Genomic DNA, 24154 nt, shown 5'->3' with positions numbered 1-24154 from the left:
CTATCGCTGCTACAGCAACGACCCAAAAATTACGGTCGAATGCTCCTCGTGTAGCCGCCTTCGAGCTCCTAGGTACCGATCCCCTGATGGCGCGGTATTCTGCTCTAACTGCGCTCCCAAGCCGGTCCACTTGTGCAGCGTATGCGGTGACCGAGCGCCAGCTCACTCACGTGTTGAGGGGCAGGCAGTATGCAAGCGTTGTTACCGGGCCCCGCAAAGAGCGTGTGGTCAGTGTGGCAAGAATCGCCCTACGAAAATCAAAGGATCTTCGGGCAGGGTTGATCTATGCGCCCATTGCTATTACGGACCGGAAAATACTTGCGCTACCTGTGGACTGCTGCGGCAGTGCCGGCGCAGTCGTATTACAGGCGAATACGCCTGTGAGCGGTGCTATAAGCGACCCACTCGAATCTGCTCGTGGTGCGGTCGAGACCGTCAGATCCACGCGAGATGGCCTGGCGGACCAGTCTGTGATACTTGCTATAACCGAACTCTGTCTGAACCAGGGGATTGCGAGGGATGCGGCAAGCGGCGAGCACTAATTTCCACTAATTCATTTGGAAGGCGTGTGTGCGGCCCCTGTGGCGGCAGTTGGGTAGACTACCTTTGCCGCACCTGCGGAGAAGCGGGATTCCCGTATGAGGACGGGAATTGTGATCGTTGCGTCCTTAAAGTGAGGTTGCGTGACCTCTTCTCCGATCGAGACGGTTTGATCAAGCCGGAAATTCAGCCGCTGATCGATGTGCTAGGAAGCGTTCCGCGTCCATACCGCACACTTCAATGGCTAGCCAAGGGGCGTGCTGCGCAGTTACTATTCCAAGTCGCCCGAGAGGATAGGAAAGTAAGCCATGAACTCTTGGATGAGATGCCGCTGGGGCCTGCCGCGGATTATGCTCGAAGTGCGCTAGTCCATTCTCACGTACTGCCTGAGCGGGTGGAACACTTCGGACGCCTTGAGGCTTGGTCAAAGAACCTGCTAGTGGGCAAGCCTGCTCATCACGTGCGCTTGTTACGCCCGTTCATCCAATGGCATATCATCCTCCGAGCTCGACGTAAGGTTCAGCGTCACCAACTCAGTTATGGTGCGGCTCAATCGACTCGGCGACGGATTAGCATTGCCTTTCAGTTTTTGGATTGGCTGGATCGGCGAGGTAGTCTCTTTGAGGAGATCACTCAGGGAGACGTCGACTGCTGGCTCGCAGAAGGTTCGACTATGCGATATCAGGTTCGATATTTTGTTGGTTGGGCTGTGAGTCGGCATTTGATCGATCCGGTATTCGTACCATGTCGCCCGCAGGGGAATCCTGAAGTCGTCCTTGATGAGTACGATCACATCCAGCAGATTCGCCGATGCGTAAGTGACAGTGGAATTCCATTGGACGTTCGTGTGGCCGGAGCACTGGTTCTTGCCTTCGGGGCCACTCTCGCTCGGATTGTTTGCTTGACTTTCGACGATCTAATTCGGGCGGATGGAGATACTTACGTTGCTCTCGGTAAGAAGCCATTGCTTTTACCTCCGCAGCTCGCACGCCTAGTGATGGAACTCGCTGACTCTCCCCGGAATTTGTCGGTGATTGGAGTGACCGTAGGGTCGTCGCGTTGGTTGTTCCCGGGAAGGCGGGCTGGCATGCACCTTGCCGCTGGAACCCTGGCTCGGAGGTTGAAGAAATTTGGAATCACACCTCCCGGTGCTCGCAACGCTGCTCGAATGTCCCTTGCGGCTGACCTGCCGGCACCCGTGATTGCAGAACTCTTCGGTATGCATATCAACACGGCTGTTCGGTGGGTTCGCTTCGCTAAGCGTGACTGGGCCGGGTACCTGGCGGCTCGTGCAGAGGATCTGCAGAAGACAACGAAGCGTCAGCAGTAGGTGCTCTGCATTAGCGTCCGGTCGCCGTCAAGATTGTGAAAATGCTGGTCAAGGGTGGTGATCTGGTATTTCGGCACTTCTGCTCACAGGCTTCTTGATGGCTTGTAGTTGGGTCTGATGCGAGACTGGGTTTCGCGTCCCCTGTTCGCGTGTGAGCGAGACACCTGGGTTCGACTGCGCGGAGGTCATACGGCTTTGACCACGCGCTCCAAGCCCATCGACTGTCGCCGAACGAGCCCCCTGCCGTGTGACGGTGAGCTCTATCCCGGTGAGGAACGGCACGTTCGAACGGGAGGCTGGGCAACCGCTTGAGCATGCAGATCGTCCTTAATGCATGACGTCAGCAAGCTCTGCCCGGCCCTCACCTCCGCAGCACTGGCGGCACTGCGGCCACGGCACCGACCCGGTCGGCTGCCGAGGCATCCAGGTCAGTGGATTTCCCGCATGCTTGGCCCATTTGTCCGAGACTGATCGCATTGTCTACTTCGCGGCTCTGTCGCCTGGAGCCGACGTAGACCACCGCGGCACCTCCTTCACCCCTGAACTGCTGAGCCGGCTACTTGACGCACTGGCAGCCGACCCCACCACCAACAGCCCTCATGTAGGCGACGCCCGGTTCGAGCAGGCGACCTTTTCGGGCGACGCACGGTTCTACAGGGCATTTTTCTCCGGTGAGGCCCGCTTCGAGGGGGCGACGTTCGCTGGTGTTGCCCGGTTTGGTGAGGCGACGTTCTCGGGGTCTGCTCGCTTCGAGGGGGCGACGTTCGCTGGTGTTGCCCGGTTTGGTGAGGCGACGTTCTCGGGGTCCGCTCGCTTCGAGGGGGCGACGTTCTCCGGGCCTGCCCGCTTCGGCCAGGCGACGTTCTCCGGCGAGACTCGGTTCAACCAGGCGACGTTCTCCAGCGGTGCTGGATTCCGCGATGCGGTCTTCTCCAGCGAGGCCCGCTTCAGCCTGACGGCGTTCTCAGGGACTGCCCAATTCAAGGGGGCGACGTTCTCAGGAGCTGCGCTGTTCGGCGGGGCAACGTTCTCTGGGCCAGCAAGGTTCAGTTCGGCCACGTTCTCTGGGACTGCCCGTTTCCGTTCGGCGACGTTCTCTGGGACCGCTGAGTTCGACCGTTCGACGTTTGCTGGGCCCGCCCAGTTCGGCACGGCCACCTTCATCCGTGACACCGACTTTGGCGGGGCAACCTTTGGAGCCGGCGTTGGGTTCAACGAGGTGACCTTCTGCAGTGAGGCCGACTTTGGCGGGGCGAGGTTTGAAGGCGGCGCCGAGTTCAAGGTGGCGGCCTTCGAAGGTATGGCGGGGTTCGCCGAGGCCACGTTCTCCGGTGACCTCAACTTCAGCGGGGCACGGTTTGAAGTGGCGCCACACTTGGGGCCGCTGATGTGCGGAAAGCGGGTGGTGTTGGACGGTGCGGTGTTCCAGCGGCCGGTGACGGTGGAGATCGGTGCCCGTCATGTGAGTTGTGCGCGCACACGGTGGGTGTCAACCGCCACTCTGCACCTGCGCTACGCCGAACTGGACCTGAGGGATGCGGTCTTCGAATATCCGATGCTGGTCGCTGCTCGCCCCGACCCTTTTGTTCGCCCTGCATCGGGTGCCCCGCTATCGGAGGCGCAGCTGTCTGGAGAGAAGCCCGGTGTGCGCCTGGCATCGGTGGGCGGGGTGGATGCCGCCTACCTGGCGCTGCACGACATCGACCTAAAGCGGTGCCGCCTGGCGGGCGCTGTGCATCTGGACCAGATGAGGGTGGACGGCTGGTGCACCTTCGCTACCACTCCCACCGGCTGGAACCGGCGCTTCCCCTGGCGGTGGAGTCGACGCAACACGCTTACCGAAGAGCATTACTGGCGGGTGCGCACCGCCCGCCACTCCAGCTCGGCCATCGCCCCTGGCTGGATGTTCCCGCCACAGGACGCCCCCGAGCTGAAGCCAGCGGCGGTGGCCGCCTTGTACCGGCAACTGCGCAAGTCCATCGAGGACGGCAAGAACGAACCTGACGCTGCCGACTTCTACTATGGCGAATGCGAGATGCGTCGCCATGACACCACCCGTCCCTTCGGTGAGCGGGTACTCCTAACCGCCTACTGGGCCCTGTCGGGCTACGGACTGCGCGCTACGCGCGCCCTGACGTGGCTGGTGACGGCCATGGCCGCCACGATCATGGCGATGGTGCTGTGGGGTCTGCCCGTCGACGACCCCAAACCGCAGACCACCGGTCAGCAGGTGAGTGCCGGTCAGAACCTAAAACTCACCACCGACACACCCGACCCGCGCAACCCCACTGGCCCGTTGAGTGAACGGGTCACCACCGAACGGTTCGATAAGGCGGTACGGGTGGTGATCAACTCGGTGGTCTTCCGTTCTTCTGGCCAAGACTTGACCACCTTCGGCACCTACACCGAAATGCTCTCCCGCCTCACCGAACCCGCTCTCCTCGGCCTCGCGGTTCTGGCAGTCCGTAGCCGCGTCAAACGCTGACGTCCCGGACCGCACACGGACCAGTGCGGCGGCTCGGGATGAAGCGAGCACACAGGTCAGTTCAGCTCCCAGTGGCTGTGGATCTCAGGGCCACAGCCACATCTACTGACACCAACCTTGCGGTATCTGATCCATGAGCATCGGTGGGTCCCGACGATCCTGGTCTGAGGGTGTGCTATGACGCACCGAACTGTGTACCTCGCGCAGTGGACAAACCTGGAGGAGTTGGTGTGACGCAGTGTGTGAAGGACTCGCTGCCCGGGACGGTCGCCTTGCATGGTTGGTCGAGTCTGTGGCGTCGGCCTTCAAGCTGAGGCCCCTTCCCCACCAAGAGCAGGGAGCTGGCGAATAGCGCACAGCAGGAATAAGTGCTCTCCGCCAGTACCTCGAGCGCCTGAGCCGATGACGGAGGGGCACCGCCTGCGGGCGGTGCCCCTCCTGTCGTACCTGCCTCGCCGGTGGCTGGTCAGGGGTGCTGTGCCGCGCCCATCGTCCTGGTGAAGTCCACGGGGTCGCCCGCGAATCCGCGAAGGCCGGGGTGCAGGACCCAGGGCCCGGATCCCTCGCGCACGAACTCCGCGACCACCGCGGCCGTTGCCCCGAGGACACCGCCGAAGTCGTCCTCCGCCAGGACGGTGTATCCCTCACGGATACGCAGTCCGGGATTGCGCACACTGACGAAGGTGCGCTCCGCCGGGTGCTGCTGAATGACGACACCGACCATCACGCGTGCGTACCGGACGTCGAGCCGGTCGAGTTCCAGTGTCATGACTTCGTCGTAGCCGAAGCCCTGGCCGTCCTTGCTGTCCCGGTTGAGCGTGATGGTGCCGTCGGGGGAGCGGCTGTCGAAGTGCACCACGTACGCGGGGTCGCCGTGCGGATCGTCCGCCGGGTAGGTCGCCGCGACGAGGTCCAGGTCGGTGGACGGCTGCCCCGCCGGGCTGGGATCCCACCGCACCGCGATCTCGACCTTGCGAAGCCCCTTGTTGAGCCCGTCCACCAAGTCCCCTTCCCCGTACCGAGCCGTTCGTCGGCCTCAACTGCCGGGCCGTCATGACTGTTTGTCCATCCTGCCACGCGCATGGGTGCGCGCGTGGGGGAGCGGTCCAGCCGAGAGTGACCGACGCCACGCTCCAGGGCCTTACCATGGCGCGGTGCTGGTCAAGTGGATTCGCTGCACCGTGGTGGACCGCCGTGGTTTCGAGCGGGGGCAGCGAAAGTGGGCGGGGCTTCTGGGGGAGCCGGGGTTTCGCGGGCAGGGGGGTGGCTGGAGCCGGAGGCGGCCGGACGTGGCGCACATCTTCGCCTTTTGGGAGAGCCGCGCCTTCTACGACTCCTTCATGGCACGGTCCCACGACCGGCTCGCGTCGGCCCAGGCGGGCACGTTCAAGGACGCGCAGGTCAGGCTCTTCGACTACCGCTTCGACGTGAAGACCGGCTTCGAGCCGCGCTTCACGGACGCCGACCTGCTGCGCGTGGCGCTCTGCCGGATCCACGAGGAGCGGGCAGAGCACTTCGTGCTGATGCAGGAGAAGGTCTGGAACCCGGCGATGGCCGGTTCGCCCGGTATGGTGCGCGGGTTGTTCGGCGAGGCACCCGGGAACGAGTTCCTGGTGCTGTCGATGTGGCGGTCGGCCGCCGAACACGGCAAGTACCGCACCGAACGCGTGGAACGGCTCGCCCTGAGGGCCCAGACGGAGGCGGATGTGGCGGCGCTCACCGGGGACGTGGTGGACATGGAACCGAGCTGGACGGTCTGATTCCGCGCGGTGTCGGCGAGTGTCGGATGCCCTGGATCCGGAGGCCATAACTCCGGGTGACCCCGGAGGGGGTGGGTTCCGATCGGACAAGCGTGCGACGGGTGTGGCGTGTGGTGCAGGAATCGTGTGACCTACGCTGTATGGGTGCGGTGGGAGTCCTCGGCAGGCCCTCACCCGATCTAGGGTCTTGGCATGGCACGACCACGGCGCATCGTCCTTGTCCGGCACGGCGAGTCGACGGGCAATGTTGATGACTCCGTCTACGAGCGGGAACCCGACCACGCCCTGGCGCTGACCGAGCGCGGCCGGCGGCAGGCGGAGGCGACCGGCGAGCACCTGCGCGAGCTGTTCGGCGACGAGCAGGTCAGCGTGTACGTGTCCCCGTACCGCCGCACGCACGAGACCCTGCGCGCGTTCCGCCTCGACCCCGGACTCATACGGGTGCGCGAGGAACCCAGGCTGCGCGAACAGGACTGGGGCAACTGGCAGGACCGGGACGAGGTCCGCCTTCAGAAGGCCTACCGGGACGCCTACGGCCACTTCTTCTACCGCTTCGTCCAGGGCGAGTCCGGCGCCGACGTCTACGACCGGGTCGGCGGCTTCCTGGAGAGCCTGTTCCGCAGCTTCGAGGACCCCGACCACCCGCCGAACGTCCTCATCGTCACCCACGGTCTGGCCATGCGGCTGTTCTGCATGCGGTGGTTCCACTGGACGGTCGCGGAGTTCGAGTCGCTGTCGAACCCGGGGAACGGCGAGGTGCGGATGCTCGTTCTGGGGGACGACGGCAAGTACACGCTTGACCGGCCTTTCGACCGCTGGCGAGATCCCGAACCGTACGGGGTCACCGGATAGAGTGGCAGGGCGATGACCGTTGACTCCTCCCCCGACGTGCGCCTGGAGCGCGCCCTGGCCTGCCTGCGCGGACTGTCCGTCGGGGACGCCCTGGGCTCCCAGTACTTCGTGCCGGTGAACTACCCGCTGCTCAAGCGCCGCGAGGTGCCTTCCGGGCCGTGGCAGTGGACGGACGACACGGAGATGGCCGGCTCGGTCGTCGCCGTCCTGGCCGTCCACCACCGCATCGATCAGGACGCCCTGGCCCACTCCTTCGCCGAGCACCACGACTTCGACCGGGGGTACGGCCCCGCGGTCAATCGCATGCTGCGGCTCGTCCGGGAGGGCGGCGATTGGCGGGAACTCGCCGCCGCGCTCTTCAAGGGCCAGGGGTCCTGGGGCAACGGCGCGGCCATGCGGATCGCCCCGCTGGGCGCCTGGTACGCGGACGATCCCGAGCAGGCCACCCACCAGGCGGAGATCTCGGCCTACACCACCCACCAGCACCGCGAGGCCGTCGTCGGGGCCATGGCCGTCGCCGCGGCCGCCGCCTTCGCCGCCGCGCCCGACGGACCGCCCGGCGCCGAAGCCCTCCTCGACGGGGTCATCGACCTGGTGCCGAAGAGTGCCGTGGGCGCGGGCTTGCGCCGTGCCCGCGACATGCTCGACTACGGCGACCCGGGCACGGTCGCGGCCGTACTGGGGTGTGGACGGCGTACGACCGCGCATGACACGGTGCCTTTCGCCCTGTGGTCGGCAGCGAGAAGCCTCGTCGACTACGAGCAGGCGTTCTGGACGACCGCCCAGGCCGGCGGGGACGTCGACACCACCTGTGCCATCGTCGGCGGTGTGATCGCATCGGGGAAGGCGGGGGCACCGCCCGCCGAGTGGATCGAGCGGACGGAACCGCTCCCGGACTGGGTGCCCACGTCCGTCTGACCGCCGAGACGTTCCACCCGTTGGAAACTCTCCGTACATCTCGGGAACTCTCCGTGACCGGCTGCTCGTTGCCCTGACATCCGCTGTGCGAGCCGCCGGGCCGCGCAGAGGCCGGAGGTCCGTGCCGGAGCGCGCTGAGGGGCTGGTCATGGGGTTCTGTCGGCTGTTCTGATTCGCCACCCCTCGTCCGCCGCGCGGATGAAGCCGTAGGCCAGGCATGCCATGCCCGCGGTCGAGGTCACCGCACCCGCGATGTCGAAGCGGCCGGTGTGCCGTTCGGACTCGCTGATGAGGGGTGCGGGAGGACCTGCTGGCGCTGTGTCTGCGAGCGCGTGACGCCATGTTCTCGCGCCATCGCGCTTCGCTTGATGATTCACGAATGCAACACCATGCAGGCCGAACGCTTCCGCGGTGTGATCTTCGAGGGAGTCATGGAGCCCACCATGAAGATGCTGGGAGGTCGTCGAACGCGGAAGGCGAGGCGAGGTGCGTCCTGAGGCTGCAAGCGGCTATGTCTTCGACGCCATACCGGCGATGAAGACGTACCGCTCCAAGATGTGCGGCTGTGAATGGAAGGGTCATGAAGTCGACGAAGTGATCGACCAGTTGATGGTTTCGCTGTTGCGGGCCGACGGCGGCTGACGCTCGGGCCCAGGGTGTCGGGCGGTTCGTCGGGCGGGTGCCCGGCGGGGGCCGGCGAGGGTCGCGGCGCCGCCGGGGTGGACCGGGGTGTCGCGGGCGGTTCGGGGCGGCGTAACCTAGGGGCGCCATGCCGTACGAACCGCCTACTCACACCGTCGAGCGCTCCCTTCGAGCCACGACCGGAGCGAAGATCGTTGCAGGTGTCGACGAGGTGGGGCGCGGCGCTTGGGCCGGTCCCGTCACCGTCTGCGCGGCGATCACCGGACTGCGCCGGCCGCCCGAGGGGCTCACGGACTCGAAGCTGCTCACCATCAAGCGACGCACCGCCCTCGCCGAGGAACTGCGGACCTGGGTGACGTCGTTCGCCCTGGGGCACGCCTCCCCGGAGGAGATAGACGCTCTGGGGATGACGGCCGCGCTGCGACTCGCGGCGGGGCGTGCGCTGGACGCCCTCCCTGTCCGTCCCGACGCGGTCATCCTCGACGGCAAGCACGACTACCTCGGTGCACCCTGGCGGGTCCGTACGGTGATCAAGGGGGATCAGTCCTGCGTGGCGGTCGCCGCGGCCTCGGTGATCGCCAAGGTTCAGCGCGACAAAATGATGGCCGAACTGGGTATCGACCATGCAGACTTCGGTTTTGCGGACAACGCCGGGTATCCATCCCCTGTGCACAAGGCCGCACTGGCGGAGCGGGGCCCCACCCCCTACCACCGGTTGTCGTGGGCGTATCTTGATGCGCTGCCCCAGTGGCGGCACCTCAAGAAGGTCCGCAGCTGGGTGGACGGAAGCGTTCCGGAAATCGAAGGTCAGCTCGGCTTCGATTTCTGACGGTTTCGTTCGCACGCATGCGCCACCCGCCGTCGCGGGCCGTACTAACGTTTGATAAATATCAACTCATGCCTCTCATTCCCGAGGAGCCTCAGATTCACGAGAGCGCCCAGGGTCCCCGCGTTACTCCGGCCAGTGGCCGCACCGCGCCGACCCCCCGTCCTGTACCCGGCCCCCGCCCCGCGGCTTCGTCGCGTCCCGGTCGTCCCGGCCCTCTCCGGCCGGCGCCGCCGGTGCAACGTACGCCGCACGATGTGGCCACCAAGCCCGCTCCGTCGGGTCCCGCGCCCGGTGCCGCCGCTCCGGTCACCCCGCAGATCCAGCTGATCCCGGCCTCCGTGGAGGGCGCGCTCGACGCCGCCGAGGAGGCCGTGGACCTGCTGCTGGACTCCGGTCGTGCACCCGGCGACATCCTGGTGATCACAACCGGTGAACAGCACCCGTGGGCCGCCCACGAGCTGTCCTTCGGTGAAACCTCCTACTGGGCCCAGCACGACGCCGGTGACGACGTCTTCTACACGGACGCCGGTATCGCGGCCCGCGCCGCGTCACGACCGGTGGTCGTGGTGGCCGTCAACGGCGGTCCCGAGGCCGCAGCCGTGAGTGCGTTGTCCCTGGCTCACTCCCGAGCAGGTGCCCTGCTGATCGTCTGCGGTGACCCGCAGCGGATCAACTCGGTGCTCGGCGCGGGAGTCTGAGCCGTGCCGTAACACCCGGCAGGGGCGCCAGGGGCTCACTTCAGGAGCCGCTGCCGAGGACTCCGGACGGCGGGTGCGTCACGCCACCCGGAGGGCGCGAAGTCTCGGTTGCGCGAAGGGGTTCACCCGGCTCGGGCGGGACTTCGGTGGCGCCGGCACTCCCGTAGCTGTGGCGGACCGCGTGCCTGCGGCCCGGCCGGAGTGGTGCGGGGTGCCCTTCTCCGGCTGTCCGCCCGGGAAGCCGGGTGTGCCGGGGTGGTCCGGATCTGTGTGGAACGAGTCTGGCCGGGGCTCAGCGTGCCGCCGCTGCGCGGCGCAATACCTCGGAGGCGCCGCCGGTGCGGGGTATGGGTGGTGGCGCCTCCGACGTGGCGAACGGCTCAGGTGCCGAGGCCGAGTGAGGGCGGCGTCCGCCGCGCCCCTCCCCGAGGACCTGCCAGCCGTCACGGGTCAGCGTGATGTACGCCCCGCAGCGCAGCCCGTGCAGCGTGCACGCGTCGCGCAGCCCCCACATCCACGCGCCGTCCTCCTCCGTCCAACGCGCGTCGCCCTCGCGGCAGTAGAGAAGTACCGCGGTGCGGACCGGCGTGCGGCGGCGCAGATCGTGCGGGATGACCCGACGCAGCTGTGCGAGCAGCGCGTTGCGGAACATCCACCCGTCGGCCGGCGCCGAACGGCGCACGAACGAGGCGCTCGCACACAACCGCTCGTCCGGGTCGAGCACGGCTACGACAGCGGTCGCCGGCTGCGGGTGGTGCCGGGCGTGCAGTCCGCTGACGATCTCGCGGGGGTTGCGCAGGAGTGGGATCCCGGCGGCGGCCCATTCCGCGGGTTCGAGCAAGCGGTTGGCGGAAGCGGCGGATGTCGACGCCGCTGCCGAGGCCGGAGCGAATCCGAAGGTCACGGTCCTCCCTTCGGCTACGCGCCCACACTGCGGGCGGGGTCGGATTCCTGGGAGCGCGCACCGCAGCGAAGCCCTGCCAAAGCGGCGGACGAGCCGTGCGGGAGCGGACTTCAATTCTTCCTGTCGAACTTGAATGCGGCAACGAGCAATTGAGGCAGCCGACCGTTATCAGATGATGCGCGGCTAATATCCCCACCGTCTGTGTCGCCGGACCACCCATGGGGCGTTCGAGCACGACACGTTCGTACGTCATGGGGATCTGCGGCGTCCAGAGGTGCGCGCCGGGGCAATCGCCGGATGCCGGATGAGCCGTCAGCCCTGCACGGCCAGTACCAGTGGCAACACCCCCTGCGCACCGGAGCGTCGGAGCATGCGGGCCGCGACCGCGAGGGTCCAGCCGGTCTCCGTGTAGTCGTCCAGCAGGAGGACCGGACCCTGCGCTTCGGCGAGGGCGGATGCGAGGGCCGACGGCACGGTCAGGGCGCCGTCGAGTGCCTTCAGCCGCTGGGCGCTGTTGCTGCGGGAACCCGGGTGGGCGTCGCCGGTGTATTCGACGGCGCCCAGCAGCGGCAGCCGGCCGATCTCCGCGACGCGCGCCGCCAGGGACTCGATCAGCTGCGGTCGCGTGCGTGAGGCGACCGTGACGACGCCGACCGGGCGCGGTTGGGCCTCCGGCGCTCCCGGGGCCCAGCCGCCGGGGCCTTTCGCCCAGTCGGCCAGCACGGCCACCACGGCCTTCGCCACGTCGTCGGGCACGGGCCCGTCGGGGGCCTGGGGCGACAGCATGGGCCGCAGCCGGTTGCCCCAGCCGATGTCCGAAAGGCGGCCCAACGCGCGTCCGGACGCGGCCTGTTCACCGGCCGGGATGCGTCCTTTGAGGTCCACTCCGATCGCCGGCAGACCGGTGGGCCACATCCGCCGGGGCTCCACCTCGACACCCGCCCGGCCCAGGTCCACGCGCGCGGCGTCGAGCGCTTCCTCGGACGTGTCGGCGGCGAAACGCGGACCGGCGCAGTTGTCGCAGCGACCGCACGGCTTGGCGGCCTCGTCGTCCAGCTGGCGCTGCAGGAACTCCATGCGGCAGTCGGCCGTCGACGCGTACGCGCGCATGGCCTGCTGCTCGGCCTCGCGCTGACGTGCCACCCACGCGTACCGCTCGGCGTCGTACGACCACGGCTGTCCGGTCGCGATCCAGCCGCCCTTGACCCGCTTCACCGCCCCGTCCACGTCGAGAACCTTGAGCATGGTCTCGAGGCGGGAGCGGCGCAGCTCCACCAGAGGTTCCAGGGCAGGCAGCGACAGCGGCTTCTCCGCGTGCGCGAGGATGTCGAGCGTGCGGCGCACCAGGTCTTCGGACGGGAAGGCGAGTGACGCGAAGTACTTCCAGATCGCCTCGTCCTCCTTGCCCGGGAGCAGGAGCACCTCGGCGTGTTCCACGCCGCGTCCCGCGCGGCCCACCTGCTGGTAGTAGGCGATGGGGGAGGAGGGCGAGCCCAGGTGCACCACGAAGCCCAGGTCGGGCTTGTCGAAGCCCATGCCGAGGGCGGAGGTGGCCACCAGCGCCTTCACCTTGTTGGCGAGCAGGTCCTCCTCGGCCTGCTGACGATCGGCGTTCTCCGTCTTGCCCGTGTACGACGCGACCGTGTGCCCGCGCTGCCGGAGGAAAGCGGTGACCTCCTCGGCGGCGGCCACGGTGAGGGTGTAGATGATTCCGGACCCCGGAAGATCGTCGAGGTGCTCGGCGAGCCAGGCCATCCGGTGCGCGGCGTCCGGCAGCCGCAGGACGTTCAGGCTCAGGCTGTCCCGGTCCAGCGGGCCCCGCAGCACAAGGGCGTCCGAACCGCCGCCGGTGCCGAGCTGTTCCGCGACGTCGGCCGTCACGCGAGCGTTGGCGGTGGCGGTGGTCGCGAGCACCGGCACACCGGGCGGGAGATCGGCGAGCATCGTCCGCAGACGGCGGTAGTCCGGCCGGAAGTCGTGGCCCCAGTCGGAGATGCAGTGCGCTTCGTCCACCACCAGGAGCCCGGTGGCGGCCGCGAGGCGGGGAAGCACCTGGTCCCGGAAGTCCGGGTTGTTGAGCCGTTCGGGACTCACCAGCAGGACGTCCACCTCGCCCGCGGCGATCTCGTCCTGGACGGCGTCCCACTCCTCGGTGTTGGAGGAGTTGATGGTCCGGGCCCGGATGCCGGCCCGAGCCGCCGCCTCTACCTGGTTCCGCATGAGCGCGAGCAGCGGGGACACGATCACGGTCGGACCGCTGCCCCGCGCCCGCAGCAACGAGGTCGCCACGAAGTACACCGCGGACTTTCCCCAGCCTGTGCGCTGGACCACGAGGGCGCGGCGTCTGTCGGCGACCAGTGCCTCGATCGCCCGCCACTGGTCCTCGCGCAGCCGGGCCTCCCCCGAGACGTCCCCGACGAGACGGGTGAGGACCGCGTCAGCAGCCGCCCGCAGTTCCGCGTTGCTCGTGTGCTCCATGCGTCCCATACAACAGGACGGCACTGACATCCGGAGCGGCGCACCGAGAGCCGGGGATACCCCGGCCTTGGCTGACGTGTCCCTGATCGGACTTATCCACAGGGTCAAGCGGAGGTTTGGGTTCCGCGAGATCGTCCTCGCATGACGAACCACAGCGAAACGACCGGATCCCCCGACAACGGTGACATCACCGGGCCGGAGGCGCAGGACGGGCGCCAGGCCGGTGCGCGGGAGAACACGGGGAGCGACGCGTCCGGGCCGCACACCCCCGGCCCCGCGTACGACAGTCACGGCGGCGAGCACCAGGTCACCCTGCGCACCCCGGCCGAACTCGCCGACGCCCTGCCGTATCTCCTCGGGTACCGCCCCGAGGACAGCATCGTCCTGGTCGCCCTGCACGACAGTGACGGACGAGGGCGGTTCGGAGGCCGGGCCAGGCTGGGTATCCCCGCGAACGCGGACGACTGGCAGTCCGCAGCCCGGCAACTGTCCCACGGCCTCGTGAGGGGCAGCGAGCGCCGAGGGGCGCGCCCGGAGTCGATGGTCGCCTTCCTGTGCCAGGAACCGGAGAGGGGCGAGACCGGCCGCCAGGTGATGGAGCGCCTGAGGCCGCTGGCCCAGAGGCTGCGTGTCGAGTGTGGCTCCCTGGACGTGGTGGTGGTCGAGGCCCTGTGCATCTCGGAGGGCCGCTATTGGTCGTACTGCTGCGACAACGCGGCATGCTGCTCCCCCGAGGGTGCACCCATGGGTCTGCCCGGCACCTCCGTGCTGGCCGCAGCGGCCGCCTACGCCGGTATCCAGGTGCGCGGCACACTGAGGGAGCTCAGGGCCAGGCTGCTGCCCTGGGAGAACGCCGCGGCCCTGGAGCAGGAGGCCGCCCTGGACACCGCCAGCATGGAGCTGGTGCCGAAGATCCTCGACGATGTGGGCCGCGCCGCCGTGGCCGACGGAACGCTGGACCTGGCCGGCAGGATTCTGGACCGCTTCGCCGAAGCACAGCCTGTCTCCGGAACGCTCCTGGCGGACCTACGTGACGACGAACTGCTCGGATATGACGAGGCTGCCCGGCTGATCCTCGGTCTCCAGGACCGGGCGACCCGCGATCGCGCGGCCGAGTGGATGGAGGGCGACGAAGCCGCACACGCCCTTCGCCTCTGGCGGACGCTTGCCCGCCGCTGCGTCGGTCCCTACAGCGAACATGCCGCGGCGCCGCTCACTCTGGCCGGCTGGGTCGCCTGGTCCACCGGCGATGAACTGGAGGCCCGGGAAGCCCTCGCCATGGCCCTGGGTGCCGACCCCGACTACCTCTTCGCCCGTCTCCTGCACCAGGCTTGCAACGAGGGCCTCGACCCGGAGTCCATCCGCAGTTGTCTGCGAGCGGAGCGCAAGGGCCGTGGGCCCGCGGTGGCCGAGCTCGTGAATGCGCCGGCGGACGCTGACGATCCAGCCGGGCGCGGCACCACCGCGGCGCCGGACCCCGGGCCGTTGGCCGAACGGGGCGCAGGGGCAGCGATGACGACCGAGTCCGAGCCGAGGGACAAGGCCGCGCGGGCAGCGGGCCCGACCGGGTTCGACCCCAGCCCGACCGGGTTCGACCCGTGCGACGGACCCCTGTCGGGCGCGCTGAAGACCGAGTCCGGGCCGAGCGGCGAGCCCGCATCGGCAGCCGTGCCGTCACACCGTCACCGCCGCTTCCGTTCCGCCGGTACCAAGGGCACCACCGGCACCGCGTCCGGCCGCACCGGCGCAAAGGACCGTGACCTGGCCGCACGGACCTCCCGTCGGCGCACACCGGCGGACCCCAGGCGCCCTGCCGGTGACACCGAAACCGGTGGGCGCCCGGGCCGTCCGACTCCGGCAGATGCGGCCCGGCCGGGCAGTGTCCGCACAGGCGGCACGCGAGCGCGTGTGCCGAAGAAGGCGGCCGTGCCCCGCGGGGGCACCGACCAGGAGGGCATGCGGCCCGGACACGGCACGGGCGGTGAGCAGTGAGTCTCCGGCGGGCGACGTCGAGGCGCAGGGGACCGGTCCTCGGGCGTGACTCGGAGGACGCTCACGCCGTTCACCTGAGTGGCGGAACGGCTGGACAGGTTGTGACGCCGCCCCGCCCCTGCCCCGTCGGAGGCCTCCGGCACAGGCACCGGCGCCCGAACACGAAGAGGCGCACAGAGCGCAGAGGAAGCCTTCCCATGCATCAGCCGGCTCCGCCCTCCGCCGCCGACGACCGCCGCCCCCAGGGCGGGTCTGCGCCGCCCCGGGGGTCAGGCCTCGGCCCGTCCGGCACCGGGGCGCCACCGACGGGGGACATGGCCGCCCCTCCGCGACCGGTGGCGCGGGGTGACGGTCACCGGCCCGGATTCCCCGGCAGCAGCCCGAACGCGTCCGCACCCACCGGCCCCGACTCGCGCCCGCCCTCGCCGCCGGGCCAGGGACGATCGTCTCCCCGATGGGCGGGGCAGAGCCGTCGCCCCGGTGCGGGTCCCGGGTACGGCCCGACCTCAGCACCCTTCGCTCAGGGGCGGGCTCCGTCCCCGACGGGGCATACGACTGCGCCCCCTCCCCGTGGCGCCACCGTCCCCGGGTTGCGCTGGTCCGCCGACCTGCCACCCGCCCACACCCTGATGATCGCTGTCGCCCTCCCCGGCCTCGCCATCTCCACCGAGGAAGGCCAGATGACCGGCCGTGGCCTGGAGGGGTTCTACCGTGGCGGCCGGCGCGTGCTCTCTCGGTGCGAGATCCGCGTGGCCGGACGAGAGCCCCTCGCGGTGCAGGCCCGGATGGCCTCGGCCGACCGCGCCAGGTTCGTGGGCACGCTGCGTACGTCCCCGCAGGCCGGCCCGGATCCGGACGTGATCGTGGAACGCAACCGCTTCGCGGACGGCACGGAGCGGATCACCCTGCACAGCGCGGTTCCCCGCCCGCTCCGTCTGCCGGTGGAGATCATCCTGGGCACCGACCTGGCCGACCTCGGGGCGATCGCCTCCGGCAGCGCCGGGCCCGAACTGCAGGCCAGTGTCCACGGCTGCGGACTGCGCTGGTCCTGCGCGACCGGCAACGCGTCCGTCACGGCAGAACCGCCTCCCCTGGACGCCCTGGCCTCGGCCGGGCTGCTGCGATGGGAGCTGGACCTACCGCCCGGCGGCAGCAGAACCGTGGAACTGAGAGTGCGGCCGGACGGCGCGGGGCCCCTGCGAGCCGTGGGCCGGGTGGCGACCAGCCCTCTCGCCGTCGCCCGCGCGGAGGGCGACGACCCCAGAATCCCGGCCCTCCTGCGGACGAGCATCGAGGACCTCCAGGCCCTTCTCCTGCGTGACTCCGCGAACCCTGCCGACACCCACCTCGCGGCCGGGGCACCCTGGCGCTGCGGTCTCGCCCCCGCCGACGCGCTCGTCGCCGCCCGCATGGTGCTGCCGCTGGGCACCGGCCTCGCCGCTGGAACGCTGCGGACCCTCGCCCGGACTCAACTCGCCGGACCGGGGCCGCAGTCCGGAATGATCCCCGGGCCGAGAAGGGACGCCGGGCCGCATCTTCCGCCGCAGTGCACCGGTACGGAGGCCACGCTGCTCTTCCCCGCCCTGCTCGCCGAGGCCCGCCGCTGGGGCCTGCCCGAGCAGGAGACGGAAGCGCTGCTGCCCGCCGCCGAGCGCTGTCTGGCCTGGCTGCGGAACGCTGTGGGTGGCGGCACGTACCTGCGCGACCCCAGCCCGGACGGACTCGTCCGCTGCGAGACACAGGCTCACGCCCACCGCGCCGCCCTGCTCGGCGCCGACCTGCTGGACGCCTGCGGCCGGACAGGAGGAGCGGCACTCCGACAGTGGGCGCAGGCCCTACGGGCCGCGTTCCGCAAGGACTTCTGGGTCGAGGACCGGGGAGGCGGCCGACCCGCGGCAGCCCGAGCCCAGGACGGCAGCCTGGTACCTCACCTGGGTGCGGCCGCCGTGCACCTCCTCGACACGGGCCTGCTGGGCGGAGGCGAGTCGGCGCCCGGCTTGCTCGACAAGATCCGCACCGAGCACCTCGCCCGGCTGCTCGGCAGCCCGGTCATGGACTCGGGTTGGGGCCTGCGTGGACTGGGCGCGAAGGAGCCGGGCTTCAATCCGTTCGGCCACCGCGCGGGAGCCGTCCGGATCCAGGAGACGGCGCTCGCCGTAGCGGGACTGGCCGCCGCCGGCTACGAGAAGGAGGCCGGCTCGCTGCTGCGCGGCGTACTCGCGGCCGCCGAGACCTTCACTTACCGGCTGCCCGAGATGTACGCGGGGGAGCAGCGCACGGAGGGGAGCGCTCCACTCCCGCATCCGGCGGCCTGCCGCCCCGCGGCGACAGCGGCGGCGGGAGGAGTCCTGCTGCTGACCACCCTCGCCGGCATCCGCCCCGACGCCCCGGCGGGGACGGTCACGCTGCGCCCCGTGCGCGGCGCACCCCTCGGCGAGGTCGGCTTCACCGGATTGCGCGTGGCGGGCGCCCCGTTCTCCGTGCGGGTCAGCCGCCTGGGGCTCGCCATGGTCGAGGAGGCGGCCGACGGACTGCAGCTGGGCGTATGACCTGCGAGGACGTGCATCTTCAGGACCAAGGGAAGGCGCGATGTAGCCGTTACCCGACCGAAGTGGATCAGTAAATGACGTGACCGGTGGACGGAGTGTTTATCGTCAGGCAGACGACTATGATCGCCGCATGCCCTACGACCCGTCAGCGTTTCCGCCCTTCGCCGTCACCGTGGACCTGGTCGTGCTGACCGTGCGCCGCCATGCCCTGTGCGCGCTGGCGGTACGCAGGGGCGAACCGCCGTTCCAGGGACGCTGGGCGCTGCCTGGCGGCTTCGTACGGGCCGACGAGGACCTGGCTCAGGCCGCGGCACGCGAGCTGGCCGAGGAGACCGGACTGCGCGTCCACGACCCGTCCGCCCCGGCCCAGGACAACGGCGCACACCTGGAACAGCTGGCCACCTATGGCGATCCGGAGCGGGACCCCAGGATGCGGGTCGTCAGCGTCGCCCATCTCGCCCTCGCCCCCGACCTGCCGGCACCCAGGGCCGGCGGAGACGCCAGCAACGCGCGCTGGGCTCCGGTCGAGGAGCTGTTGCAGCAGGGTGGTTACGGGCGTGACGCCGAGCCGGTCGCGCCGCTCGCCTTCGACCACGCGCAGATCCTGGCGGACGGGGTGGAGCGCGCCCGTTCCAAGATCGAGTACTCGTCGCTGGCCACCGCCTTCTGCCCGCCCGAGTTCACCGTGGGAGAACTGCGCCGCGTCTACGAGGCGGTGTGGGGCGTTGCACTGGACCCGCGCAACTTCCACCGCAAGGTGACGGGTACACCCGGCTTCCTCGTTCCGACGGGCGGCACGACCACTCGCCAGGGCGGACGCCCGGCCCAGCTCTTCCGCGCGGGCGGCGCGACGCTGCTCAACCCTCCGATGCTGCGCCCCGAGGTCTGACCGGCGGGCCGGGCACGGGCCGCGCCGGGCCCGGAACCCGAGCCGTTCCCAGCCCGGCAAGGGGTGACCGTCCCGCCCGGGGAGACCTTGGGGGGTGCCCGGAAAAAGGGACATAGCGCGCTATCTTGCTGTGGGTGATCCAGGCCTTCGGACTGACCAGCAATCCCCGCAAAGAGCTACCGCCCGCAGCCGACGACGTCTCCTTCGAGGCGCGGGCGGGCCGCATCACCGCGTTGCTCGGGGCACCGGGCGCCGGCAAGACGACGGTTCTCAGACTCATGCTCGAGCTCCAACAGGGTCGCGGCATCACCCACTTCCGGGGCCGCCCCCTGCGCCGCATCGCCCATCCCTCGCGGGAGGTCGGTGTGCTGCTGGGCGATGTGCCCGGACATCCCGCCCGCACGGTCCGCGGTCATCTGCGCATGCTGTGCGCCGCCGCGGGGGTTCCGGTCCGGCGTGCCGACGAAGTCCTCGAGGCGGTCGGGCTCGTGAGCCTGCGCGACGAGCGCCTCGGCGCCCTCTCCCGGGGCATGGACCGCCGTCTCGGACTGGCCTGCGTCCTCCTGGCCGACCCGCACACCCTCGTCCTCGACGGCCCGGCCGACGGGCTCTCCGCGCGTGAGAGCGCGTGGTTGCACGGCATGTTGCGCGCCCACGCCGCTCAGGGTGGCACGGTCCTGTTCACCACGGCCGACCCCAAGGAGGCCGCGCGTACTGCCGATCGCGTCGTCACCCTGGAACAGGGCAGGATCGTGGCCGACCAGGAGGTCGAGGAGTTCTCGCGCACCCGCCTACGCCCCCGTGTCGCCGTACGCAGCCCGCACGCGGCCCGTCTGGCTGCTCTGCTGGCCAAACAGGCGCGCACCTCGCAGCGCTCCCTCGAAGTCGTCCGCGAGGGCGGCAACCGCCTGTCCGTGTACGGCGGTACCTGCGCGGACATCGGCGAGATCGCCTTCCGCCACGGCATCGTCGTCCACCAACTCGCCGACGAGATCGGCGACATGGGGCCCGGCGCGGGCCTCGATCGGACGAGCGGGCCGGGTGAGCGAAGCCTCGCCGAGCCGGGGCACGCAACTGACACGCGACGGACGGCCTTCGCGCTCCGACCAGGAGAACGGGCGCTGTCCCCCGACCCGTCGGGGGAGGCCGTCACGGACCCCGCGGCAGCGGGCACGACCGAACCGCGCCCCACGCTTGAACCCCGATCCCTCTCAGATGCGCCGGAGTCGGGCACGGACGGGACGCCGCCCTCCTCCGGGCAGCCGCTGCCCGCCGCCGAGCTCGTGGATGCCTCCCCGGGCAGCCGCACGAGCAACGTTCCCCCGGCGACGACGACACCCTCCCCGCTGCGGGGACCTCGCGCCACCGGCGCCCGCACGCCTCGCACACTCGACGCACTGCCCCCGCTGCCGCCCCCCATCTCCGTCCGCCCCGCCCCCAGCCCCCTTCGCCCTCTCCGGTACGAGATCCGCCGTGCCGCCGGGATCGGCACCGGGTTCCTGACCGGGGCCGTCGTGCTCGTCGTGTCCGCGGTGACCGCCGTGGTGCTCGCGCGCGTCGGGCACACCCCGCAGCCACGCCTCCTGGCCGCCTGGCCGCGGGAGCTGCCCCTGCCGCCCGCGGCGCTGGGCGCGGGACTGCTGGGCGCGCTGGCCTTCGGCGACGAGTTCCGCCACCCTGCCCTGGCGGCGGACCGCGGCAGCGTGCCCCGCCGACTGGGGCTGCTGGCCGCCAAACTGCTCGTCTCCTCGGCCACCGCGCTGGTGCTGGCCGCCCTCGCCGTCGGCTGCGACGCCGAAGTGCTCTATCTCGTCTACGGACCGGAGCTCGCCCGGGTTCCCGCGGACTGGTTCCCGCTGAGTGCGAGTTGGATCGGGCTCGTGGTCGGCTGCGCCTGGGCCGGCGTACTGGCCGCGGGCGTCTTCCGGTCCACCACCGCCGGGCTCGCCGCCGTGGCAGCCGTTCCCCTCCTCGTCGTGCCCGTCGTGCACAGGCTCGTGGAGGGACCGTCTGTGCGAACCGCTGCCGGACTCCCCCTGCGGTTGCGAGAGGCCTTCCTGCCGCGATGGCCCTTCGGGGGAGAGCGTTACCTGGAGGCCGCCCTGGCGGTGATCGCCCAACCCGTCGGAGGCGCACTGACGTTGTCGCTGACCGCGCTGCTCTGCGCGTATCTCCTCACCACGTTGCGCGGCAGGTTCCGGTGACGACTGTCCGTAACCCTTAGTCCGGCCATGCGCACAACTCCCCGCAGACCGCCCATTTCTTTCCGATAAGGCGTCAATTGCGACGGGGTAAGCGATCACCCTTTCGTGTGCTTTTCACCAAAGACCTCAAGGGAGTTGGAGACGACGCCGACAAAGGATGCGTGAGTACCCTTGCGCACACCATGATGACCGCCGCCCGCTCCGCTGACTCCGGCCTCACGAGCCCGGGCGAACTCAACCGCTACCCGTACGCCGAGGCGCCCGCCGTCGACCGCGTCGGGATTCCTGCCTGGGAGGGCGCGGATCCCGAGCTGGGCCGTGTGGGCCGACGCGCCGCGGGCAGCCGTGGGCGGGGGCTGCACGGCCAACTCGTCCAGCAGCTGGGTCAGATGATCGTCTCCGGCGACCTGGGCGCCGACCGCCCGCTGGTGCCCGAGGAGATCGGCCAGCGTTTCGAGGTCTCCCGCACCGTCGTCCGCGAGTCGCTCCGCGTCCTGGAGGCCAAGGGCCTGGTGAGCGCCCGCCCGAACGTCGGCACGCGCGTGCGCCCCGTCAGTGACTGGAACCTCCTCGATCCGGACATCATCGAGTGGCGGGCCTTCGGGCCGCAGCGCGACGACCAGCGCCGCGAGCTGAGCGAGCTGCGGTGGACGATCGAGCCGCTCGCCGCCCGCCTCGCCGCCGGGCACGGGCGCGAGGACGTCCAGCAGCGTTTGGCGGACATGGTGGAGATCATGGGACACGCCATGGCCCAGGGTGATGCGCTCACCTTCTCCCGCGCCGATTCCGAGTTCCACTCGCTCCTCATCCAGGTCGCGGGCAACCGCATGCTGGAGCATCTCTCCGGGATCGTGTCCGCGGCCCTTCAGGTCTCGGGCAACCCGGTCACGGGCTGTGACCGGCCGAACGAGGCCTCGCTGGCGCATCACGGCCGCATCTGTGACGCCCTCGCCACCGGCGACGGAGGGGCGGCCGAGGCGGCCATGCGCCAACTTCTCATGGTCCACCCCGAGGTGGAACGGGTCGTGCCCGCGCCGCGCGAGCACTGAAACCCGTTCCGCGGGCGGCGCGGCCGGGTGGCCACCCCCCTCCTGTGGCAGTGCCTGTTCGGTGATCCGCCTCCCGTCGGACCCCGTGGGATCCTCGTGATCCCGCGGGGTCCGACGGCGCGAAGGGGGCAGGGCCCGGCGAGACGACCGGATCACCACCACGTATGCCCACGTCTGTTAGTGTCTGACCTTTTTTGTTCGCTTACGGGGTGTGACTCGGGCCACGCGGATTGGGCGTAACGCTCGCGGGAAGAACGCGATGACCTAAGAGGTGACAGCCGCGGAGGGAATACGGACGCCGTTCACGGCGCTGTGCATCTTCCCGGCCCCCGCCCGCGCCGTCGGCCCATCCCCAAGCCGGCGGTCGGCTCCTGTCCTCCGTGGACGGGGCCGGAAGCCGTTTTCCAACGTTCCGAGAGGTTGTTCGTGTCGGCCAGCACATCCCGTACGCTCCCGCCGGAGATCGCCGAGTCCGTCTCTGTCATGGCGCTCATTGAGCAGGGAAAGGCTGAGGGGCAGATCGCCGGCGATGACGTGCGTCGGGCCTTCGAAGCTGACCAGATTCCGGCCACTCAGTGGAAGAACGTACTGCGCAGCCTCAACCAGATCCTCGAGGAAGAGGGTGTGACGCTGATGGTCAGTGCCGCAGAACCCAAGCGCACCCGAAAGAGCGTCGCAGCGAAGAGTCCCGCCAAGCGCACCGCCACCAAGGCGGTCGCGGCCAAGGCGGTGACCACCCGGAAGGCCACCGCCACCGCCACGCCGGCGGCACCCGCCTCCGAGCCCGCCGTCGAGGAGGAGGCGCCCGCCAAGAAGGCGGCTGCCAAGAAGACGACCGCCAAGAAGGCGACCGCGAAGAAGACCGTCGCCAAGAAGACGGCGGCCAAGAAGACCGGCGCCAAGAAGGACGACGCCGAGATCATCGAGGAGGAGGTGCTCGAGGAGGCTGCCCCCGGCAAGGCCGGTGAGGAGCCCGAGGCCACCCCCGAGAACGCCGGCTTCGTCCTCTCCGACGAGGACGAGGACGACGCGCCCGCGCAGCAGGTCGCCGCCGCTGGTGCCACCGCCGACCCGGTCAAGGACTACCTCAAGCAGATCGGCAAGGTCCCCCTGCTCAACGCCGAGCAGGAGGTCGAGCTCGCCAAGCGCATCGAGGCGGGTCTGTTCGCCGAGGACAAGCTGGCCAACGCCGACAAGCTGGCTCCCAAGCTCAAGCGTGAGCTGGAGATCATCGCCGAGGACGGCCGCCGTGCCAAGAACCACCTGCTGGAGGCCAACCTCCGTCTGGTCGTCTCCCTGGCCAAGCGCTACACCGGCCGCGGCATGCTCTTCCTGGACCTCATCCAGGAGGGCAACCTCGGTCTGATCCGCGCGGTCGAGAAGTTCGACTACACCAAGGGCTACAAGTTCTCCACGTACGCCACCTGGTGGATCCGGCAGGCGATCACCCGCGCCATGGCCGACCAGGCCCGCACCATCCGTATCCCGGTGCACATGGTCGAGGTCATCAACAAGCTCGCGCGCGTGCAGCGTCAGATGCTCCAGGACCTGGGCCGCGAGCCCACCCCGGAGGAGCTGGCCAAGGAGCTCGACATGACCCCGGAGAAGGTCATCGAGGTCCAGAAGTACGGCCGCGAGCCCATCTCGCTGCACACCCCGCTCGGCGAGGACGGCGACAGCGAGTTCGGTGACCTCATCGAGGACTCCGAGGCGGTCGTCCCGGCCGACGCGGTCAGCTTCACACTCCTGCAGGAGCAGCTGCACTCCGTCCTGGACACCCTTTCCGAGCGCGAGGCGGGCGTCGTCTCGATGCGCTTCGGTCTCACCGACGGTCAGCCGAAGACCCTCGACGAGATCGGCAAGGTCTACGGCGTCACGCGTGAGCGGATCCGCCAGATCGAGTCCAAGACCATGTCGAAGCTGCGCCACCCGTCCCGTTCGCAGGTGCTGCGCGACTACCTCGACTGAGCGCGGTCCCATGACACGCAAGGCCCGGTTCCCCGAGGGGGGCCGGGCCTTCGTGGTGCCGTCACGC

At 69.6% G+C, this 24154-nt stretch carries 15 protein-coding genes and 1 pseudogene; 13 read left to right on the top strand and 3 right to left on the bottom strand.

Annotated elements, in window-relative coordinates; genetic code table 11:
• Nucleotides 1–2327 precede the first annotated feature (2327 nt).
• Nucleotides 2328–4355: a pentapeptide repeat-containing protein gene (locus tag ACIQHQ_RS33400; RefSeq protein WP_402619320.1), complete on the top strand. Its 2028-nt coding sequence runs from the start codon at nt 2328–2330 to the stop codon at nt 4353–4355.
• A 466-nt stretch (nt 4356–4821) separates the two neighbouring features.
• On the opposite strand, the gene ACIQHQ_RS33395 is transcribed toward ACIQHQ_RS33400, so the two are convergent.
• Nucleotides 4822–5355 carry a TerD family protein gene (locus tag ACIQHQ_RS33395; protein WP_402619317.1) on the bottom strand — a complete coding sequence of 178 codons (534 nt, stop codon included), beginning with the start codon at nt 5353–5355 and terminating at the stop codon, nt 4822–4824.
• Nucleotides 5356–5509: 154 nt separating this feature from the next.
• Here ACIQHQ_RS33395 and ACIQHQ_RS33390 point away from each other — a divergent pair, with 154 nt between their 5' ends.
• From ACIQHQ_RS33390 to ACIQHQ_RS33365, 6 genes and pseudogenes are all read left to right on the top strand, one after another.
• Nucleotides 5510–6115: a YdbC family protein gene (locus ACIQHQ_RS33390; protein ID WP_402619314.1), complete on the top strand. Its 606-nt coding sequence runs from the start codon at nt 5510–5512 to the stop codon at nt 6113–6115.
• 192 nt (nt 6116–6307) lie between these two features.
• A complete protein-coding gene (locus tag ACIQHQ_RS33385) occupies nt 6308–6967 on the top strand; it encodes a histidine phosphatase family protein (protein ID WP_402619311.1) in 660 nt (219 codons plus the stop codon).
• Nucleotides 6968–6979: 12 nt separating this feature from the next.
• On the top strand, nt 6980–7885 hold the full coding sequence (locus ACIQHQ_RS33380) for an ADP-ribosylglycohydrolase family protein (protein WP_402619308.1): 906 nt from the start codon (nt 6980–6982) through the stop codon (nt 7883–7885).
• 295 nt (nt 7886–8180) lie between these two features.
• A pseudogene (locus ACIQHQ_RS33375) lies at nt 8181–8527 on the top strand (TetR-like C-terminal domain-containing protein); the annotation flags it as partial.
• Nucleotides 8528–8654: 127 nt separating this feature from the next.
• Nucleotides 8655–9356 (top strand): ribonuclease HII, encoded by a 702-nt coding sequence (locus ACIQHQ_RS33370; protein WP_390980108.1) that lies wholly within the window; start codon nt 8655–8657, stop codon nt 9354–9356.
• Between the two features lie 68 nt (nt 9357–9424).
• Nucleotides 9425–10054 (top strand): hypothetical protein, encoded by a 630-nt coding sequence (locus ACIQHQ_RS33365; RefSeq protein ID WP_402619304.1) that lies wholly within the window; start codon nt 9425–9427, stop codon nt 10052–10054.
• Between the two features lie 292 nt (nt 10055–10346).
• Here ACIQHQ_RS33365 and ACIQHQ_RS33360 read toward each other — a convergent pair whose 3' ends face one another.
• Nucleotides 10347–10958 carry a hypothetical protein gene (locus ACIQHQ_RS33360; RefSeq protein WP_402619301.1) on the bottom strand — a complete coding sequence of 204 codons (612 nt, stop codon included), beginning with the start codon at nt 10956–10958 and terminating at the stop codon, nt 10347–10349.
• Nucleotides 10959–11270: 312 nt separating this feature from the next.
• Nucleotides 11271–13436 carry a RecQ family ATP-dependent DNA helicase gene (locus tag ACIQHQ_RS33355; protein ID WP_402619298.1) on the bottom strand — a complete coding sequence of 722 codons (2166 nt, stop codon included), beginning with the start codon at nt 13434–13436 and terminating at the stop codon, nt 11271–11273.
• A 141-nt stretch (nt 13437–13577) separates the two neighbouring features.
• On the opposite strand from ACIQHQ_RS33355, the gene ACIQHQ_RS33350 reads away from it, so the two are divergent.
• The 6 genes from ACIQHQ_RS33350 to ACIQHQ_RS33325 all read left to right on the top strand — a co-directional run bounded on the left by ACIQHQ_RS33350 (nt 13578) and on the right by ACIQHQ_RS33325 (nt 24087).
• Nucleotides 13578–15428, top strand: coding sequence for a DUF4192 family protein (locus ACIQHQ_RS33350; protein ID WP_402619295.1), 1851 nt, complete (start codon nt 13578–13580; stop codon nt 15426–15428).
• A 629-nt stretch (nt 15429–16057) separates the two neighbouring features.
• Complete coding sequence (locus ACIQHQ_RS33345) at nt 16058–17977, top strand: glycogen debranching N-terminal domain-containing protein (protein WP_402619482.1); 1920 nt, start codon at nt 16058–16060, stop codon at nt 17975–17977.
• 130 nt (nt 17978–18107) lie between these two features.
• Complete coding sequence (locus ACIQHQ_RS33340; RefSeq protein WP_402619292.1) at nt 18108–18866, top strand: NUDIX domain-containing protein; 759 nt, start codon at nt 18108–18110, stop codon at nt 18864–18866.
• Between the two features lie 134 nt (nt 18867–19000).
• Nucleotides 19001–21070, top strand: a complete 2070-nt coding sequence (locus tag ACIQHQ_RS33335) for an ATP-binding cassette domain-containing protein (protein WP_402619289.1) — start codon at nt 19001–19003, stop codon at nt 21068–21070.
• A 161-nt stretch (nt 21071–21231) separates the two neighbouring features.
• The gene (locus ACIQHQ_RS33330) at nt 21232–22119 is read left to right on the top strand and encodes a FadR/GntR family transcriptional regulator (protein ID WP_402619286.1); all 888 of its coding nucleotides are present in this window, start codon (nt 21232–21234) and stop codon (nt 22117–22119) included.
• A 426-nt stretch (nt 22120–22545) separates the two neighbouring features.
• On the top strand, nt 22546–24087 hold the full coding sequence (locus ACIQHQ_RS33325) for an RNA polymerase sigma factor (RefSeq protein WP_402619283.1): 1542 nt from the start codon (nt 22546–22548) through the stop codon (nt 24085–24087).
• Nucleotides 24088–24154: the final 67 nt, after the last annotated feature.

This window comes from Streptomyces sp. NPDC092370 (assembly GCF_044755265.1).
GTDB lineage: Bacteria > Actinomycetota > Actinomycetes > Streptomycetales > Streptomycetaceae > Streptomyces.
The sequence above is the reverse complement of the archived record's forward strand: the minus strand, read 5'-3'. Positions and strand labels throughout refer to the sequence as shown.